The organism is Citrobacter sp. Ce006 (assembly GCF_030336535.1).
Classification (GTDB): Bacteria; Pseudomonadota; Gammaproteobacteria; order Enterobacterales; family Enterobacteriaceae; genus Citrobacter; species Citrobacter europaeus.
The window spans coordinates 145,493-161,839 of the sequence record NZ_JAOWDO010000056.1 but is presented as its reverse complement, the minus strand read 5'-3'; the positions used below and the strand labels follow the sequence as shown (position 1 = coordinate 161,839).

General features: G+C 49.6%; 12 protein-coding genes and 1 tRNA gene. 11 read left to right on the top strand and 2 right to left on the bottom strand.

Features of this window, described 5'->3' with window-relative positions:
• Positions 1-119: 119 nt before the first annotated feature.
• The 10 genes from OGV94_RS04500 to OGV94_RS04455 are packed head-to-tail and all read left to right on the top strand — an operon-like array spanning position 120 to position 12,607.
• On the top strand, positions 120-998 hold the full coding sequence (locus tag OGV94_RS04500) for a hypothetical protein (RefSeq protein ID WP_080626110.1): 879 nt from the start codon (positions 120-122) through the stop codon (positions 996-998).
• 27 nt (positions 999-1,025) lie between these two features.
• Positions 1,026-1,283, top strand: a complete 258-nt coding sequence (locus OGV94_RS04495; protein ID WP_071887387.1) for a PAAR domain-containing protein — start codon at positions 1,026-1,028, stop codon at positions 1,281-1,283.
• Between the two features lie 3 nt (positions 1,284-1,286).
• On the top strand, positions 1,287-2,468 hold the full coding sequence (locus OGV94_RS04490; protein WP_043017595.1) for a KPHS_23130 family T6SS system protein: 1,182 nt from the start codon (positions 1,287-1,289) through the stop codon (positions 2,466-2,468).
• A gap of 5 nt (positions 2,469-2,473) precedes the next feature.
• On the top strand, positions 2,474-5,881 hold the full coding sequence (locus OGV94_RS04485; protein ID WP_286522693.1) for an ImcF-related family protein: 3,408 nt from the start codon (positions 2,474-2,476) through the stop codon (positions 5,879-5,881).
• The gene (tssA, locus tag OGV94_RS04480) at positions 5,878-7,476 is read left to right on the top strand and encodes a type VI secretion system protein TssA (RefSeq protein ID WP_043017593.1); all 1,599 of its coding nucleotides are present in this window, start codon (positions 5,878-5,880) and stop codon (positions 7,474-7,476) included. Before OGV94_RS04485 ends, tssA begins: the two co-directional genes overlap by 4 nt.
• A gap of 22 nt (positions 7,477-7,498) precedes the next feature.
• Positions 7,499-9,265 carry a type VI secretion system baseplate subunit TssF gene (tssF, locus tag OGV94_RS04475; protein WP_080626114.1) on the top strand — a complete coding sequence of 589 codons (1,767 nt, stop codon included), beginning with the start codon at positions 7,499-7,501 and terminating at the stop codon, positions 9,263-9,265.
• Positions 9,226-10,314 (top strand): type VI secretion system baseplate subunit TssG, encoded by a 1,089-nt coding sequence (gene tssG, locus OGV94_RS04470; protein WP_080626115.1) that lies wholly within the window; start codon positions 9,226-9,228, stop codon positions 10,312-10,314. The genes tssF and tssG overlap by 40 nt, the downstream gene beginning before the upstream one ends.
• Positions 10,289-10,822: a type VI secretion system lipoprotein TssJ gene (tssJ, locus tag OGV94_RS04465; protein WP_043017590.1), complete on the top strand. Its 534-nt coding sequence runs from the start codon at positions 10,289-10,291 to the stop codon at positions 10,820-10,822. The genes tssG and tssJ overlap by 26 nt, the downstream gene beginning before the upstream one ends.
• Positions 10,822-11,265 carry a type VI secretion system baseplate subunit TssE gene (tssE, locus tag OGV94_RS04460; RefSeq protein WP_043017589.1) on the top strand — a complete coding sequence of 148 codons (444 nt, stop codon included), beginning with the start codon at positions 10,822-10,824 and terminating at the stop codon, positions 11,263-11,265. Before tssJ ends, tssE begins: the two co-directional genes overlap by 1 nt.
• A 1-nt stretch (position 11,266) precedes the next feature.
• Positions 11,267-12,607 (top strand): VasL domain-containing protein, encoded by a 1,341-nt coding sequence (locus OGV94_RS04455; RefSeq protein WP_193145347.1) that lies wholly within the window; start codon positions 11,267-11,269, stop codon positions 12,605-12,607.
• Between the two features lie 214 nt (positions 12,608-12,821).
• Here the strand turns inward: OGV94_RS04455 and OGV94_RS04450 are convergent.
• Together OGV94_RS04450 and OGV94_RS04445 are read right to left on the bottom strand one after the other, a co-directional pair.
• Positions 12,822-12,897, bottom strand: a tRNA-Phe gene (locus OGV94_RS04450).
• 105 nt (positions 12,898-13,002) lie between these two features.
• Positions 13,003-13,710 (bottom strand): DUF554 domain-containing protein, encoded by a 708-nt coding sequence (locus OGV94_RS04445; RefSeq protein WP_286522690.1) that lies wholly within the window; start codon positions 13,708-13,710, stop codon positions 13,003-13,005.
• Positions 13,711-14,178: 468 nt separating this feature from the next.
• On the opposite strand from OGV94_RS04445, the gene OGV94_RS04440 reads away from it, so the two are divergent.
• Positions 14,179-16,320: an ornithine decarboxylase gene (locus OGV94_RS04440; protein WP_286522688.1), complete on the top strand. Its 2,142-nt coding sequence runs from the start codon at positions 14,179-14,181 to the stop codon at positions 16,318-16,320.
• The last annotated feature ends 27 nt before the right edge of the window (positions 16,321-16,347 follow it).

Sequence of the window (16,347 nt, the reverse complement as noted above, 5' to 3'; positions counted from 1 at the left end):
CGGCTATGCCATTAAAGACAAGCCTTATCCCGATGGCACCACTGTACGCTGTGCGGTGAACGCTGCGGAGGCGGTGAAATAAACGTTTACTGTTATTTATTAATTGAGAAGAGAGAATTATGCCTCAAAATATGTCTGCGCCATCATCGGGACCTTGCTCCTTAATTTCCTTAAAAAAACGATTGTTGGATTTAAATGAATATCATGATGCTCCATTTACTATACAGGAGGATGGCAATGACCTTGTTGTTATTTGTGATTATGTCGATGCGAAATGGGAAAATATCTATGGTGTTGGCGGTTTAAAAGGAAGGTTTCAGATCAAGCTTTTATTTGATGATGTTGGTAAGCAGGTTGGCTATCAGGAGAAATCAACCAGTAGTGAATGGGAGGCTGGACCGGAAAAAATTGGTTTTAAAAAAGAATTTCAGTTAGGTCGGAGGAAAGAATTCAAACTAGGTGGAGCCTGGGGACTAAAGAAGAATGGAGAGTTAGGAAAGGTTTACAGTTACGATTTTGAATCATCCAGTGTCACCGCTCCTATTTTTAATGTCATAAAAGAATCTGGTTGGCGAATAAAATCAACTTTTTATGTTGGGAAGAAGCGGTCAGCAAAATTGAAAGTTTTTGCCTGTCTGGCATTTATCGCTATTCTAACAATATCTATTCTTTCCTTTGTGTTTTTTATGACGACAGGCGTTAAGGAGGCTGCAAGAGCTGAAATAGATTTGTTACGTGAAAATTCCTATATATTAGCCTATGCACAAACTGCTAGTGAGATGCGCGAGAAGATCACAAGTGAAGATTTTAAGTTGGCAATGAAATCTTATAATTTTGAAAATATAGAGGATTATAGTTTTAATAATATATCCGTCGAAGGTGGCAGAGGTGTACTTTCAGGAAGTGTTAAATTTAATGATGGTAATGTATTCGATATTACTATTATTATGATCCAGGAAGAGAGCATGTGGAAGATGTTATCAGTTGATATCGGATAGTTTTGTTCGAAATAAAGAGGGTGAAATATGCTTGGCGTTATTCGTCTTTCAGATAAAACGACTCATGGCGGTATTGTCCTTGAAGGGAGTTCTGGCGTTATTTTTATGGGATTGCCGGTTTCTTGTATGCTGGATAAAGTTTTCTGCCCAATACATGGCGAAACAATTATAATTGAAGGAGATTTCGGTTCCAGAATTAATGGTAAGCCTATCGCTCTCCATGGTCACCGTTGTGGATGTGGTTGTACATTAATTTCCTCATTACCTATTGCTGGAAGGCTGTAACATATGCCAATCGATCTTAAAAAGATCCCAGAGAAAACCGAATTACCAGTCCCCCCAGATAAATTTCGTTGGTTAATTACCATACTTCTCTGTATTGTTTTTGGGGCAGTATTAGTATTCTCATTTTGGCGTGAAAATGAATCTACACATACAATCTGGTTTTGGTTTTGCTCTCTTTTTGTTCCTTTTTTAATTAGTTCTATAGGTTATGTTTTTCAATTGCGACGTTATGAAAATGAACGTGATCGTGTCATCTGGTGGAATCACTTACACCAGCAGCAATACGATGAGCAGGTTGCTTTAGGAAAATTAGCTATGGGGGTGTTGGCAACAGCATATATTACTCCAGTCGCCAGAAATAAACTGGCAGCGGCGCTTTTACAAGGGGGGAGTGAACTTCAACCATTTTTTCACCCTCAATATCAGAGGATGTTAAGTACTGCACTAATTTCCCCACAACTTAGAGATGTGAGTGAGGGCGGTTATCTGCGACGCATGGAACAATTACTGACGGATATTATTCGACAGTTACAACCAGAATTCGAGGAATTTTCTGGAAGTCTCCATATCCGTATTCAACATGATGGTACGCTGAAGAATGAAACGATTAATACCGTTTGGCGTCGGGTTTGTTTATTCTCTTTCGATGACAAAAATCTGACTATCTGCGCAGAAAGTGACGGAGTAATGTGGATTGATAAGTGTCTGGATTATCAGGAGTCGACATTAATTCTTTCTATTGAGATTAATTTGTTTCTTGAACCACGAGACCAGCAGGTCGAATCGGTATCTGCTATATTGCTGGCCTCACCAGACTGGCTAACTCAACATCATGTAACACCGCAGTCATGGATACATCGTCCGGTAGTTATGGACGAGCCTGGGGAATCAGTAACAACCGTGACGTTATGGGGAAACATAACGACAGATCTGCCGTGGTTTTTTTGGCGTAGCCAGACACAAAGCGAAACATTGGCTCTGGTACTCCAGTCAATGGAACAATCTGGATATATGTTATCGAAAAAAGGAGATTTCGTGTTGGATGATACATTTGGTAAGCTGAACTCGGTAGTTGGGAATATTATTTTAATATGTGCTAACGAACATGCTGTTAAATCAAATATGGCACAATGGCTATTAATTAATGATAAAACCACTCATATGCTTATTGTTCATCCGGTATAACCTTGATGAAGGGTGATGATGTGAAAAATAATAAGCGTGTAAGTACGTGGTTTATTGTTATGCTGATAGTAGCTACGGGGGGATTTTTCATTTGGGTAGAAAATCCATTGATTCATATTTCAACCATGGAGAAAAAACTAAATGCGTCACTGATAGTTGCTGGTATATGTATCACAATATTACTTTTTGATGATGCAATTGTTCGTTTATGGCAAATGATTATTTCAAGAAGTTATTTTCAGCGTTTTAACCTATTGTCTGGTTTAAGTAATTCTGGGCGTAAATCAAAGAAAGCTATTAAAAATAGTCGTGCTGAAATTTTAAATCATGTACTTACATATCTTCGTCAGAGTTACGGTCGCCGCTGGCGCGCCAAAACGCGTATCCTGCTGGTGATGGGGGATGCCTCTCAGGTTGAGCAACTGGTGCCAAAACTCACCACTCAGCGCTGGGTTGAAGGGGATGGCGTGGTGTTAATCTGGGGAGGTACGCTCACTGAAACGCCAGATGCCTCGTTGTTTGATGCGATACGCAAGCTGCATCGGCGTCCGCTGGATGGGATTGTATGGGTAACCCCCACTTTTCAGCACCAGGATACACTGGTTCAATCGGCACCTGTTGTCTCTTTAACCGCAGAACAAATAGATAATGCCGCCCGCCATCTTCAGGCTGTTTTTACCACGCTCCGCTGGCGAGTACCGGTATACCTTTGGTCGCTGAATGGCGCTCAATTCGTCCGGGATGACGTAACCTTGCACTCTGCGACGTGTTTGTTCCCTGCAGGATGCACCACGGCTTTATGTCGTTCGCAGTTGACCTCGTTGGCAATGCAGATGGCGGAGCAGGGTACGCAGCAGGTTACGCGAAATATCCGCGATAATTTCTTACTGAAAATGGCTAATTTGCTGATGCCTGGCGCAGAAGCCATCAGCGAATCGTTGTCCACTTTTTTCAGCCCGCATCGGCCTCTGCCGCTGGCGGCGGTAATCATGAGCCAGTATGCGGAAGATACTTCATCGCTCATCGCGCATGCCTGGATGCGTGATGAGCGCTGGCGTGCGCTGCTTGATTCACTCCCTGCGTTACCTGCTGAACTAAAGGCACAGCGTACAGGCCGTTCAGGGATGCGCGTGTTGGCCGTCTGTACAGTCGGTTTGATGCTGCTATGGGGGGCGGGAATGGTGGTATCTTTTCTGGCTAATCGCAATCTGATTGGCGAAAGTCTGGACCAGGCGAGCCTGGCAGGCGGTGCGGATAAACCGCTCGCCGAGCGTCTTACGGCGCTGTCTGCTCTGCAGCAAACGCCAGGCATGCTTCGCTGGCGTCAGCAGAATGGGACGCCGTGGTACTACCGTTTCGGCTTAAGCCAAAATGATGCTCTGCTGGATGCACTATGGCCGCGCTATACGCGTATCGCTATTCCGCTCCTGCGTGATGAAGCCGCCCAACATCTTACCCAGGAATTAACGGCTTTAACCCGACTGGCTCCAGACAGCCCGCAGTTTGCCGCCCAGGCAAAGATCGCCTACAACCAGTTGAAAATGTATCTGATGCTTTCGCGGCCTGAGCAGATGGAGGCGTCATTTTTTAGTCAGGCGCTGATGCAAGACTGGCCGGAGCGAGCGGGTATTTCGCGCGCATCATGGCAGGGCGTTGGCCCTGGGCTCTGGCAATTCTGGGGAGAGAACCTTCAGGCGCATCCTGAATGGAAGATAGCAGCCGATAAAAATCTTATTAGCCAGGTGCGAACGCTGTTAATTCGTCAGATGGGGATCCGCAATGGCGAAGCCGCCCTGTATCAGAAAATCATTGAACAGGTAACGCCGCATTACACCGATCTTCGTCTGGAAGACATGACCGGCGATACCCGGGCAGAGCACGTATTTTATACCCGCAGTTCAGTTGCTGGCGTGTATACCCGCAAAGCCTGGGAAGAGGAGGTTTTGCCCGCCATTGAGAAAATCGTCAACAACCGTCGGGAAGAAATGGATCAGGTGCTGGGAGATGATACGCATTCTGCAAGTGACCCTCTCTCTCCACAGGCCTTAAAGGTGCGTCTTAGCGAGCGTTACTTCACGGATTTTGCCGACAACTGGCTGGATTTTCTCAACAGTATTCGCTGGAAGCGCACCCAGACGCTAAGTGATGCTATCGATCAACTCACGTTGATTGCAGATATCCGTCAGTCTCCTCTGGTTGCGTTAATGAATACGCTCGCCGTTCAGGGACGCACAGGGTTAACCGGAGAAGCGCTGTCGGATTCGCTGGTGAAGTCGGCAAAGGATCTATTTAACACCAAAGAAAATCAAATCATTGACCAACATGCGCGGGAAGAAGGCCCTATGGCGAGTACCTTCTCGCCAATCCTGGCATTGATGGATGAACAATCGGCTGGGCAGGATATCAGTCATCTGAGTCTGCAAACCTACCTGACCCGGGTAACGCAGGTCAGGCTGAAACTCCAGCAGATTACTAACGCTGCCGATCCGCAAGGCATGAGTCAGGCCCTGGCGCAAACGGTGTTTCAGGGTAAAACCATCGATCTCACCACCACGCGTGACTATGGCAATCTGGTGGCTGCCAGTCTGGGGCAAGCATGGAGTGGATTTGGTCAAACTATGTTTGTTCAGCCACTGGAGCAGTCATGGCAGCAGGTGTTGCAACCCACCGCGGCGGGCCTGAATGCGCAATGGAAGGCGCTGATTGTGAATGACTGGAACAGCGCATTCGGCGGACGTTATCCGTTTCGCGATGTTGGCAGTGAGGCTTCTCTGCCGCTGCTGGCGCAATATCTGCGAAGCGATAACGGGCGAATCCCGCATTTTCTCGAAAGTCATTTAAGCGGTGTGCTGCATAAACAGGGAAGTCACTGGGTTGCCGACACGGTGAATGCTCAGGGCCTGGAGTTTAATCCGGCGTTTCTCGAGGCGATGGACCAACTCAGTCAAATTGCGGATGTCGCATTTATTCGTGGAGAAGCCGGGATGCGTTTTGAACTGCGTCCCGGAACGGCGCGGGACGTGATGCAGACTGACCTCGTGCTGGATGGGCAGAAACTCACTTACGTTAATCAGATGCCAGCGTGGAAAAACGTTGTCTGGCCTGCTGATACGCAAGCGTCAGGGGCAACCCTAAGCTGGGTGAGCACCAATTCGGGAACCCGAATCTACTCAGATAACCCCGGTACCTGGGGGTGGATCCGACTGCTTGAGAAAGCGGAGATAACCGATAACGCTGGCGTGAGTAGCGGTTTTAACCTGCGCTGGACTGCGCAGGATGGATTGCCGCTGAACTACACCCTGCGAACTGAAGCCGGTGAAGGTCCGCTCGCATTACTCAAACTCCGCGACTTTGAACTACCAGAAGCAATTTTTGTTGTTAGCGGCAAGATTTCCTCAGAGGAAGAAGAATGAGCGCTCTGAAACGTCTATTGGCTGCCAGCACGGCTTCGCCAGATGAACAACAGCAACTAATGGAACAGGCGCAAACGCAGACTGCGCTATGGCAAAACTGGCTATTGCCCATTTCAGCAGCCAACCCCGGTGGTGAAGATCCAGGTTATGACGATGATTTTCAGCATATGCGAGAGGAGGTGAATAAACTTTCTGGTGCACAAACGGATCTCATCATTGAGCTTGCGGAAAAAATCCTGATCCACACCTGTAAGGATGTCCGTGTTGTCACGTACTACACATGGGCGCGTTTGCATCAGGATGGTGAGTCCGGCCTGGCGGATGGTCTGATTTTGCTGGCTGGCCTGATGCAGCAATATGGCGATTCTCTCCATCCTTTAAGAGCCAACAGCTATAAGGCCGCCCTTGAATGGCTGGCAGGCGGGAGGATGCTGGATAGTCTGGCGCGTTTTCCCGAAGTTTCACGACCTGACGCGCAACGGATCGCCGGTGCGCTGATGCTGCTTGAGCAGCAGTTTAGCCAGCGAGAGGAGAGTATTCGTCCTGGGCTTGGGGCGCTCTATAGCGCGCTGGAGAACCGTCTGGCCCAATCTGGCGGGGCTCAGGCATTGGTACCGCAAAATATCAGTGCTCAACCCAGTCGGCACAGCGCAGAAACCCCCGTCCTCAAAGGTATTGCCTCTGGTCGTGAGCTGCTGGAACAGGCACGGGTGTTGGCAAAATACTTAAGCGATCAGCCGGATGGCTGGCTGGCGGCGCATCATTTGATGAAAAGCGTGCGGCTCGATACGGTCAGCCAGCTTCCTCCGCCAGATGGCGCCGGACGTACGCGCCTGGTGCCGCCCAAGAGTGATTATCGCGCGCAGCTTAAACGTCTGTATTTGCAGCAAAGTTGGACTGAACTGATTGAGTTAACGGACAGCTTATTTGTTGAGGGAGTGAATCATTTCTGGCTGGACGTGCAGTGGTACCTTCATCAGGCATTAATGAGGGCGGGATCGCCTTGGGATAAAAATGCCGCGATTATCATCAGCGATCTGAAAATGCTGCTACATCGGATGCCGGGTCTGGAAACGCTGGCTTTTAACGATGGAACCCCCTTTGCTGACGATGTCACCCGTGAGTGGATAGCCCGTGATGTGCAACAGCAAAGTGACTGGCAGACTGAAAAAGTCGCCGCGGCTAGTGCAGGAGCGGACGACGATATTCTGCTACTTGAAAGTGAGGCCCTGGTGCTGGCGGATAGCGAAGGCGTTGAAGCCGCGCTCGCCTGGGTTCAGGCACGTCCTGGCATTGTTTCAGGTCGACAGCGTTGGTTACGCCAACTGTTGATGGCCCGTCTGACGGAACAATGTGGGTGCAACGATCTCGCGCTGCATTTGCTTGGGGAATTGAATACCACAGCACACTCCCTCACTCTCAAACAATGGGAGCCTGAGCTACTGTTTGAAGTTAAAGCGCGACGGCTGAAACTTCTGCGTTTAAAAGCCAACCGCAGTGAAAGCGACAAAGCGCGTCTGGCGCCAGAGATGGACTCACTTTTGTCCGGCTTGGTCGCCATTGATCCTGCCAGAGCCGCCGTTTTGTGCGGCTAAAACAAAATAAGCGAACTATAAAATGGAAGATTTAACTCTGCGTTATTATGACGCGGAAATGCGTTATTTAAGGGAAGCGGCAAAAGAGTTTGCGCAGGCGCATCCGGATCGTGCAGCGATGCTGGATCTGGATAAAGCCGGCATACCCGATCCTTATGTGGAACGGTTATTTGAAGGTTTTGCATTTTCGATGGGGCGATTGCGCGCTAAAATTGACGATCATCTCCCTGAATTTACCGAAGGCTTGATGAGTCTGCTGTGGCCGCATTATTTACGTACCATTCCCTCCTTAAGTGTTGTCGAGCTTTTACCAGATATTGATGTGCTAAAAATGAGCGAGCAGATTAACGCGAGATTTGGCGTATTGTCACAGCCCGTTGGCCCTAAAAAAACGGTATGTCAGTATCGTACTACTCAGCCCGTCACACTTAATCCGCTGTCTGTCACGGCGGTGAATATCGATGCCGAACCTGACGGACGCTCGGTCATCCGTATGCGAATAAAGTGCAATCCACAGATGGACTGGTCGCAAACCGATCTGACGCACCTCAGCCTTTACCTCAGCGGTGACGCGCCGGTGACCCACGCACTGCACCTTGCTTTGACAAAGCGTCTGGCTTTTCTTTATTTGAGACTCCCCAACAGCGTAGAACGTATTCGACTGGAGGGTTACTTTTCCCCGGGCGGATTTGCCGATGAAGACAGTTTGTGGCCAAAAGGGGATACGGCGTTTGGCGGCTGGCAATTGTTGCTTGAGTATTTTACGTTCCGCGAAAAATTTATGTTTGTCCATCTTAACGGTCTGGAAAAGATATCGTTTCCTGCGGGTATAGACTGCTTTGAAATAGAAGCGGTACTGACTCAACAGTGGAGTTCTGAGCTTCCTGTGGGGAGTGAAAACATCCGTCTTCATTGCGTTCCGGTTATTAATCTTTTCACGATTGAGGCCGATCCGCTGGTAGTTAATGGTCTGGAAAGCGAATATTTGCTGCGTCCGCGAAGGTTGCAGGATGGCCACACGGAAATATATGCAGTCGATGCAGTTTCAGGTTCACAGCGAACGCGTAATGCTGTTTATGCTCCTTTTACCAGCTTTCGCCATAAGGGAGGCATGATGCGCCGGAACGCGCCCGAGCGTTATTACCATACTCGCGTCAGACGCGGCGTATCCGGATTATATGATACATGGCTGATCCTCGGAGGAGATGCCTGGGAACGGGATCGTCTTGCTGAGTATGAAACCTTGTCTTTGAAAGTGACCGGCACAAACGGTCAACTACCGCGGCGAGCTTTGCAAAGTACATTGCTCAATCGTTGTGAGCAGATCCTCCAGACGCCCCTTGCCGTGCGCAATCTGTGTAAACCGACGCTACCTGCTTACCCTCCCGCTGAGGATCGTTTTCACTGGCGAGTGTTGAGCCACCTGGGCTCCAGCTTTCTGAATATGATGGCCAGCGCTGAAGTGCTCAAAGGAACGTTGTCTCTCTATAACTGGCAGGATGATGAGCTTAATTATCGTCGCCTGGATGCGATCATGAATGTTCAACAACATGAAATACAGCGCTTTGAAAAAGGATTTCTACTTCGTGGGGTGGACATCGAAATAACGCTTGATGAGAACGGATTTACAGGTGAAGGCGATATTCATCTGTTTGGTGAAATGCTTAATCGCTTTTTTGCATTGTATGCGGATATTCATTTGTTTAATCAGCTTACTTTAATCATACAGCCGGCAGGGAAAAGCTTGCGATGGAAAGAGAATCACAATCAGCGGCTACCCGGCTGCTAAATAGCCTTGGCGAAAACCTGCCACGTACCAATTTTTATCGTTTCTGTCAGTTGTTGGAACAAGGGAACCCGCAAGCGCCAGGTCCTGGGAGCCAACAAAGTCCGCGCTTCGATGCCATTCGTTTTCGCCCTCATCCGGGGATGGGGTTTCCGGCGGGTGAGCTTAAAAGTGCAGAATATGATCCGCAGCAACCCACACTGCCGCCAACGGTTCGTGTCACTTTTATGGGGTTGTATGGCGTGGAGTCGCCGCTGCCGACGACCTATCAGGATGATATTGCCCAGCGCCAGGAAGGTTCGGACGTTGCCGCTGAGTTTCTGGATATTTTTAACCATCGCTTAATTACGCAGTTTTACCGAATCTGGCGAAAATACAGCTATCCAGCGACCTTTCGACCAGGCGGAACAGATGAAACATCACAATATTTACTGGGGTTGACCGGATTGGGGATTCCGGGATGCGGCAAACAAACCGAGACCCCGTTATCGCGTTTTTTGGCGCTGCTGGGAATAATGAGAATGCCAACGCGTACGGCGGAGGGTATATCCGCGCTGGTTTCTTTATTATCGCCAACAACAAATACTACCGTGACTCCTCATGATAAACGCTTAATCCTGCTGGATAAGGCGTTAAAAATGAGCACGCGGCAACCTGTTAGCCTCCACTCTCGTCCGGTGATGGGACGCAGCGCCGTAGATATTAACAGTCAGGTACTCATTACGCTTACAACGAGCGTTACCGATGAGGTTCGTGACTGGTTACCGGGCGGCCAGCTTTATCATGATTTTCTCGCGCTGATGCACGTTTATTTAGGTGCCAGAGTGAATGCCAGGCTGCAACTACGTATTCCTCGCTCGGCGCTTCCGCATGCTCAACTTACCAGTAATAAAAGCGAACGTGCAGTTCAGCTTGGCCGTACGGCCGTTATGCGTCTGGATAACCCGGAAACGAAGAATCAACATATAACAATTAAACTTGGGCTTTGGCAGAGCCTTAGTCAACATGATCAGCGGAGGGAAGCCGATGAGACTGGCGATTATCGCTATTAATTTTGCCGTAATAACCGGAATGACCAGTCTGGTCACCGGATGTGGTCTGACGCAAAAAGTATCTGAAGGTACCGTGTCATTAACAAAGTCGATCTTTTATAAGGAAATTAAAACGCTGCATTTGGATCTTTCCGCCAGAGAAGCTGCTAATAAAAATGCACAGGGCATCGCGCTTTCGACGGTCGTACGTATTTACCAACTCAAAGATCGTAAAGCATTTGACTCGGCTAATTATCAGTCTTTATTTGCACAAGACAGCACGGTGGTTAAAGCAGATTTATTGGCTCAGAGAGATGTTCGGGTACGACCAGGTGAAAGCGTAGCTGTCGATATTCCATTCGAAAACGAAGCGCAATATGTTGCCGTGGCGGGAATGTTTATTTCTCCCGATCTGTCTGAAGATTCTTGGCGCGTGGTATTACGTCGTGAAGATCTCGATCCTGATAATGCGCGAGTGATCGAATTAAATACCCAGACTCTGGCACTCATGGCGCAGGAGGGCGAGTAATGGTCAAGCAGCCTTCACTTTATGACATCTTGCTGGGTAATTTTTCCGGTGGTTTTCCTTTGCACGCAGTCAGCGAAAACACGCAGGTCATCTTATCCGTCCTCGATAATATGCAGCGCATTTTGAATACTCGTGCAGGTAGTCTCAAACATATACCCGATTATGGTTTGCCTGATATGACCAAAATCCTCCAGGGTATGCCAGGTACGGCACATCAGCTTATTAGCACGCTTTCTCAGGTTTTGTTGAAGTATGAACCGCGGCTAAAAGGAATTCAGGTAACGATGCAGCAGCAGGAAACACCGGGACATTTGCGTTATTCCATTGATGCTGAACTGCAAGACCTGGGCATTGTTCGCTATGGCACTGATTTTACCCCTGAGGGGCGGGTTCTGATTCGGCACCTCAAGAGGCAGGGTTGGCTTGAGACTGGAGTGTACTGACATGGAAAAGAATCGCATCAGCACCGGGGGAGATCCACGTGCTTTCATGGAGTTTGGGCAATTACGCGATGAAATTAGCAAGCTGACTCACCCTGCGCGTCCGGACGTTGACTGGCAAAAGGTTGAACAGTTAAGCCTGGCGCTGTTTCGTCATAACGGAGTCGAACTGCAAACACTTGCCTGGTACACCGTCGCCAGAATACGTAATGCGGGACTGGAGGGACTTGCCGAAAGCACGGAACTTCTGGAAGCATTACTGACGCATCACTGGAGTGCAATATGGCCACAGCAAACCCATGCCCGCGTTGAGATCCTGGCATGGTTGTCTGTCCGCTTACAGCAAGAATTGCGTACCCTAACGCTGTCATATGCTGATTTATCAAAAGTGTATCGGGTTGAACAAAGTTTAAAACATGCCTGCGCAGTGCTGCAACGGCTTGAATTGAAAGCGCTTAGTAAAATGGAGGCTGTTGTTACCTGGATGCACAATGCCGCTTTGCGTCTGGAGAAGTCTGAAGCGGATTCGGGATCGGCCGTTGTGATAATACCGGCTTCAGGTACGACTAATAATGTTGAGACGTCTTCGCCACAGTTGGTATTTGTGGTCAATGAACCCGCATCACCCGGGCAATCAAGCGCAGCGGTTTTTACTACTCAAATCGAGGGGGGAACCAGACGGATGTGGCTGGGGTTTGCTATCGGTTTTATGGTTGCTGCGGCAGCGAGCGCAGGCGCTTTTCTTGGTACCAGTCATATGCGGGCTGACGGATATGATCTGATCAAGCCATTGCCTCAGGTGCTGACGCCTGAACAATTATCCGCGTTGAAGCAGTCCTCAGATTTGAAGGATCAGAAGCAGGAAATAATCGCTGCAACGCAAGGGCAATTGGATATTTTATATCGCCTGTCACCTTTGTGGTCGCGAGAATATGCCGCATCATTAGCGCAGCAGGTAGTTACCCTGTGGCCTGAAGAATCGCAGACTACAGTATTTGAAAGCGGGTTACAAAAACAGTTAGCTACCGAAGCGTTGCCGGAAAGCGCTCTGCAAAACTGGCATAATGCTCAGCAGGGGTTGGAAGCGTTAACCGCCCAGCTAAATGCGCTTGATGAACGTAAAGGTAAATATCTGACAGGGTCGGAGCTGAAATCAGCCATTTTCACTATCCGCCGCCAGCTTGACGAAACGCCGCCGACAGAAGAGTTGTTACGTCAAATAGATGAAGAGTTCAAAGTGCAGGGGAGTGTATCACCCGCTTTGTATCAGCAGCTTGATATGCGGATTAATCAGCTTCTTAATCGTTATGCGCTGTTGAAACAAAGTTCGGTGAGGAGAGAATAGTCACTATTCTCCAAAAGCAAAAACCCGCCTTTTAGGCGGGTTTTTTAAATAGTGGTGCCCGGACTCGGACTAACGCCGTAGGCGTTGAACAGCGCGCTTGTCGCGCTGGCCCCGCAGGGGTGAGTCGCTGACGGCGAATAATCGAACGAAGTTCGATGGAGAGTCCGTTTCTCCAAAAGCAAAAACCCGCCTTTTAGGCGGGTTCTTTAAATAGTGGTGCCCGGACTCGGAATCGAACCAAGGACACGGGGATTTTCAATCCCCTGCTCTACCGACTGAGCTATCCGGGCAACGAGGCGCATTAAACCCGATTCGCTTCGCTTCGTCAACGAAATTTCTTCAATTCAATGCAGACTGCACAATCTATCACCACATTGCTGCAATTGCACGCATTCTCAGGCAAAAAATGCCGTCCACGCGGCGGAAAGTGGCATTGCCAGCAGCAGAGCAGGAAGCATATTCACCACCGCAAACATCTTGATGCCGCAAATACGTAAACCGGTTGCCAGCAGCAATAGCCCGCCTACGGCGCTGAAATCGGCCATCATAGCTGGCGTTGTCAGGGGTAAAATCAGTGCTGCACAGGTAGCAAGCGATAACTGGATTGTCAGCATCGGTACGCAAATGGCGGATACCGCAATTCCCAGCGAACAGGCAAAGATGATAGCCGTGAAGAAATCGAGAAACGACTTTGCGATTAAAATATTAGGATCGCCGGTCATCCCTTCATGTATCGCACCGAAGATCCCGGTACCGCTGGCGCAAAACAGCACGATGATAGCTACATAGCTTTGAATAAAAGATTCGTGCGTTGCATTGGCATCCGAACGGGTGAAAACCTGCTGCGCTTTGGCGACCGCAGCATTGATCCCTTTTTCCAGATGACAAAACTCGCCAATTAATGCGCCGATCAGCGTTGCCAGAACCATCACCGGTAGGTTGGCGCATTTGATAACCAGCAAGATACCAATCCCTAGCGAAGCCAGTCCGAAAATAGAGGTCATGGAGACCCGAATGCGTTCTGGTATATGCTGGCTAAGCAGCGCGCCGAGAACGCCACCACATAAAATGGCGCTGGCATTAATAAAGGGTCCGATTACCACATTTGCTCCTGCATACCCATTATCGTCTTGATGCTAAAGGCAATTAGCTGGGTAAAATTATGTTTCAGATTGCATTATTATGCCGCTATTTTCAGACGAAATGCTTGTTTATCTGTGAGGTTTTGGCACCGGATTTTATCTTGCGCCTGTAAGTGAAAGGTGCCATGATTGCGCGAATTTTCTCCTGTCTGAATGGGGCTGCCTGGGATGATATTATTCCCCCTACATCGCCTTCAATATCGCCTTTTTGCGCGACGTTTACCCCTTCCTGCGACTTATCTTTATGCACTCACCATGCGGTGAGGGCAGCGCACGCTCACTGCAGGATAACAGTAAAATCAGAGGCTATCTGCTTTTACTGATGTCTGGCGGTCGGGGCTGGTAACCAGTTTGACCTGTCATTTCGTGGGCAAAGCAATGCGGCTTTGTCCGGGACTTTTGATTTTCCCGAAACGGGTTATTGCGCTTATGAAATCAATGAAAATTGCCGCCAGTGGTGAACTGGTTTCTCGTCTGTCCAGTCATCGTCAGGTGGTGTCGCTGGATGGTACCGATTTTACTGACGTTGCGGCAGTCGTCATTACCGTTGCGGACAGCCGCAGTGGGATCCTGGCTTTGTTGAAACGCACCGGTTTTCATATACCGGTCTTTTTGTTCGCAGAATCTGATGTCGATGTCGATGTGCCTGCGGGTATAAATGCGGTCATTTGCGGTCAGGCTCAGGACTGGCTGGAGCTGGAGTCTGCTGCCTGCCAGTATGAGGAAGAGCTGCTGCCGCCGTTCTATGACACGCTCACCCAGTATGTCGAAATGGGGAACAGCACGTTTGCCTGCCCGGGGCACCAACACGGTGAGTTTTTTAAGAAGCATCCGGCGGGCCGGCATTTCTACGAGTTCTTTGGCGAGAATCTGTTTCGCGCGGATATGTGCAACGCCGACGTTAAGCTTGGCGATCTGCTGATTCATGAAGGATCTGCGAAACATGCACAGAAATTTGCTGCGAAAGTTTTCCACGCGGATAAAACCTACTTTGTGCTGAACGGGACCTCGGCGGCCAATAAAGTGGTGACCAATGCGCTGCTGACGCGCGGCGATCTGGTGCTGTTTGACCGCAACAACCATAAGTCGAACCATCACGGCGCGCTGATCCAGGCCGGCGCTACGCCGGTTTATCTGGAAGCTGCGCGTAATCCGTTTGGCTTTATTGGCGGCATTGACGAGCACTGCTTTGATGAGGAGTATCTGCGCCAGCTACTTCGTGACGTTGCGCCGCAAAAGGCCGATCGGCCGCGCCCGTTCCGTCTGGCGATCATTCAACTCGGTACCTATGATGGTACGATCTACAATGCCCGGCAGGTGATCGACAAGATCGGTCATCTGTGTGATTACATCCTGTTTGACTCGGCATGGGTCGGTTACGAACAATTTATTCCGATGATGGCCGATGGGTCACCGCTGCTGCTGGATCTTGATGCTAACGATCCGGGGATCTTTGTCACTCAGTCGGTGCACAAACAGCAGGCCGGATTTTCGCAAACCTCACAGATCCACAAAAAGGATAACCATATTCGCGGCCAGGCGCGATTCTGCCCGCATAAGCGTCTGAACAATGCGTTTATGCTGCATGCTTCCACCAGTCCGTTTTACCCGCTGTTTGCGGCGCTGGACGTTAACGCCAAAATCCACGAAGGGGAGAGTGGCCGTCGGCTATGGGCGGAGTGTGTGGCACTGGGGATTGAGGCCCGTAAAGCGATTCTTACCCGCTGCAAGATGATTCAGCCGTTTATTCCTCCGGTAGTTGATGGCAAACCGTGGGAAAGCTATCCGACGCAGGTGATTGCCAGCGAGCGTCGCTTCTTTAGCTTTGAACCTGGCGCTAAATGGCATGGTTTTTCCGGCTACGCGCGCGACCAGTATTTTGTCGACCCCTGCAAACTGCTGTTAACCACTCCGGGTATTGATGCGCAAACCGGGCAATATACCGACTTTGGTATTCCGGCGACGATTCTGGCGCATTACCTGCGGGAAAACGGCATAGTGCCGGAGAAATGCGACCTTAACTCGATTCTGTTCCTGCTGACCCCGGCAGAAAGCGCGGAGAAACTGGCACAACTGGTGGCGATGCTGGCGCAGTTTGAGCAGCATATTGAAGACGATACGCCGCTGGCAGATGTGCTACCCACCATCTTCAATAAGTATCCGGTACGTTACCGGGATTACACGCTGCGTGAACTGTGTCAGGAGATGCACTCACTGTACGTTAGCTTTGATGTGAAAGATCTGCAAAAAGCGATGTTCCGTCAGGAGAGTTTACCTGCCGTGGCGATGAACCCGCAGGATGCCAACAGCGCTTTTATCCGCGGTGATGTTGAACTGGTGCGTATTTGTGATGCCGCTGGGCGCATTGCGGCGGAAGGTGCGCTGCCTTATCCTCCGGGCGTGCTCTGTGTGGTACCGGGTGAAGTCTGGGGCGGGGCGGTGCAACGTTACTTCCTGGCGCTGGAAGAGGGCGTAAACTTGCTGCCGGGCTTCTCGCCGGAGCTGCAAGGGGTTTACAGTGAGACAGATGCAGACGGCATTAAACGTCTGTATGGCTATGTTGTGAAATAAAAGCCGGATAGCGCTCAACGCTTATCC

What these genes read in the sequence shown, in the direction of transcription:
- OGV94_RS04500 (WP_080626110.1), top strand. Translation starts at nt 120, where the DNA reads ATGCCTCAAAATATGTCTGCGCCATCATCGGGACCTTGCTCCTTAATT.
- OGV94_RS04495 (WP_071887387.1), top strand. Translation starts at nt 1,026, where the DNA reads ATGCTTGGCGTTATTCGTCTTTCAGATAAAACGACTCATGGCGGTATT.
- OGV94_RS04490 (WP_043017595.1), top strand. Translation starts at nt 1,287, where the DNA reads ATGCCAATCGATCTTAAAAAGATCCCAGAGAAAACCGAATTACCAGTC.
- OGV94_RS04485 (WP_286522693.1), top strand. Translation starts at nt 2,474, where the DNA reads ATGAAGGGTGATGATGTGAAAAATAATAAGCGTGTAAGTACGTGGTTT.
- tssA (WP_043017593.1), top strand. Translation starts at nt 5,878, where the DNA reads ATGAGCGCTCTGAAACGTCTATTGGCTGCCAGCACGGCTTCGCCAGAT.
- tssF (WP_080626114.1), top strand. Translation starts at nt 7,499, where the DNA reads ATGGAAGATTTAACTCTGCGTTATTATGACGCGGAAATGCGTTATTTA.
- tssG (WP_080626115.1), top strand. Translation starts at nt 9,226, where the DNA reads ATGGAAAGAGAATCACAATCAGCGGCTACCCGGCTGCTAAATAGCCTT.
- tssJ (WP_043017590.1), top strand. Translation starts at nt 10,289, where the DNA reads ATGAGACTGGCGATTATCGCTATTAATTTTGCCGTAATAACCGGAATG.
- tssE (WP_043017589.1), top strand. Translation starts at nt 10,822, where the DNA reads ATGGTCAAGCAGCCTTCACTTTATGACATCTTGCTGGGTAATTTTTCC.
- OGV94_RS04455 (WP_193145347.1), top strand. Translation starts at nt 11,267, where the DNA reads ATGGAAAAGAATCGCATCAGCACCGGGGGAGATCCACGTGCTTTCATG.
- OGV94_RS04440 (WP_286522688.1), top strand. Translation starts at nt 14,179, where the DNA reads ATGAAATCAATGAAAATTGCCGCCAGTGGTGAACTGGTTTCTCGTCTG.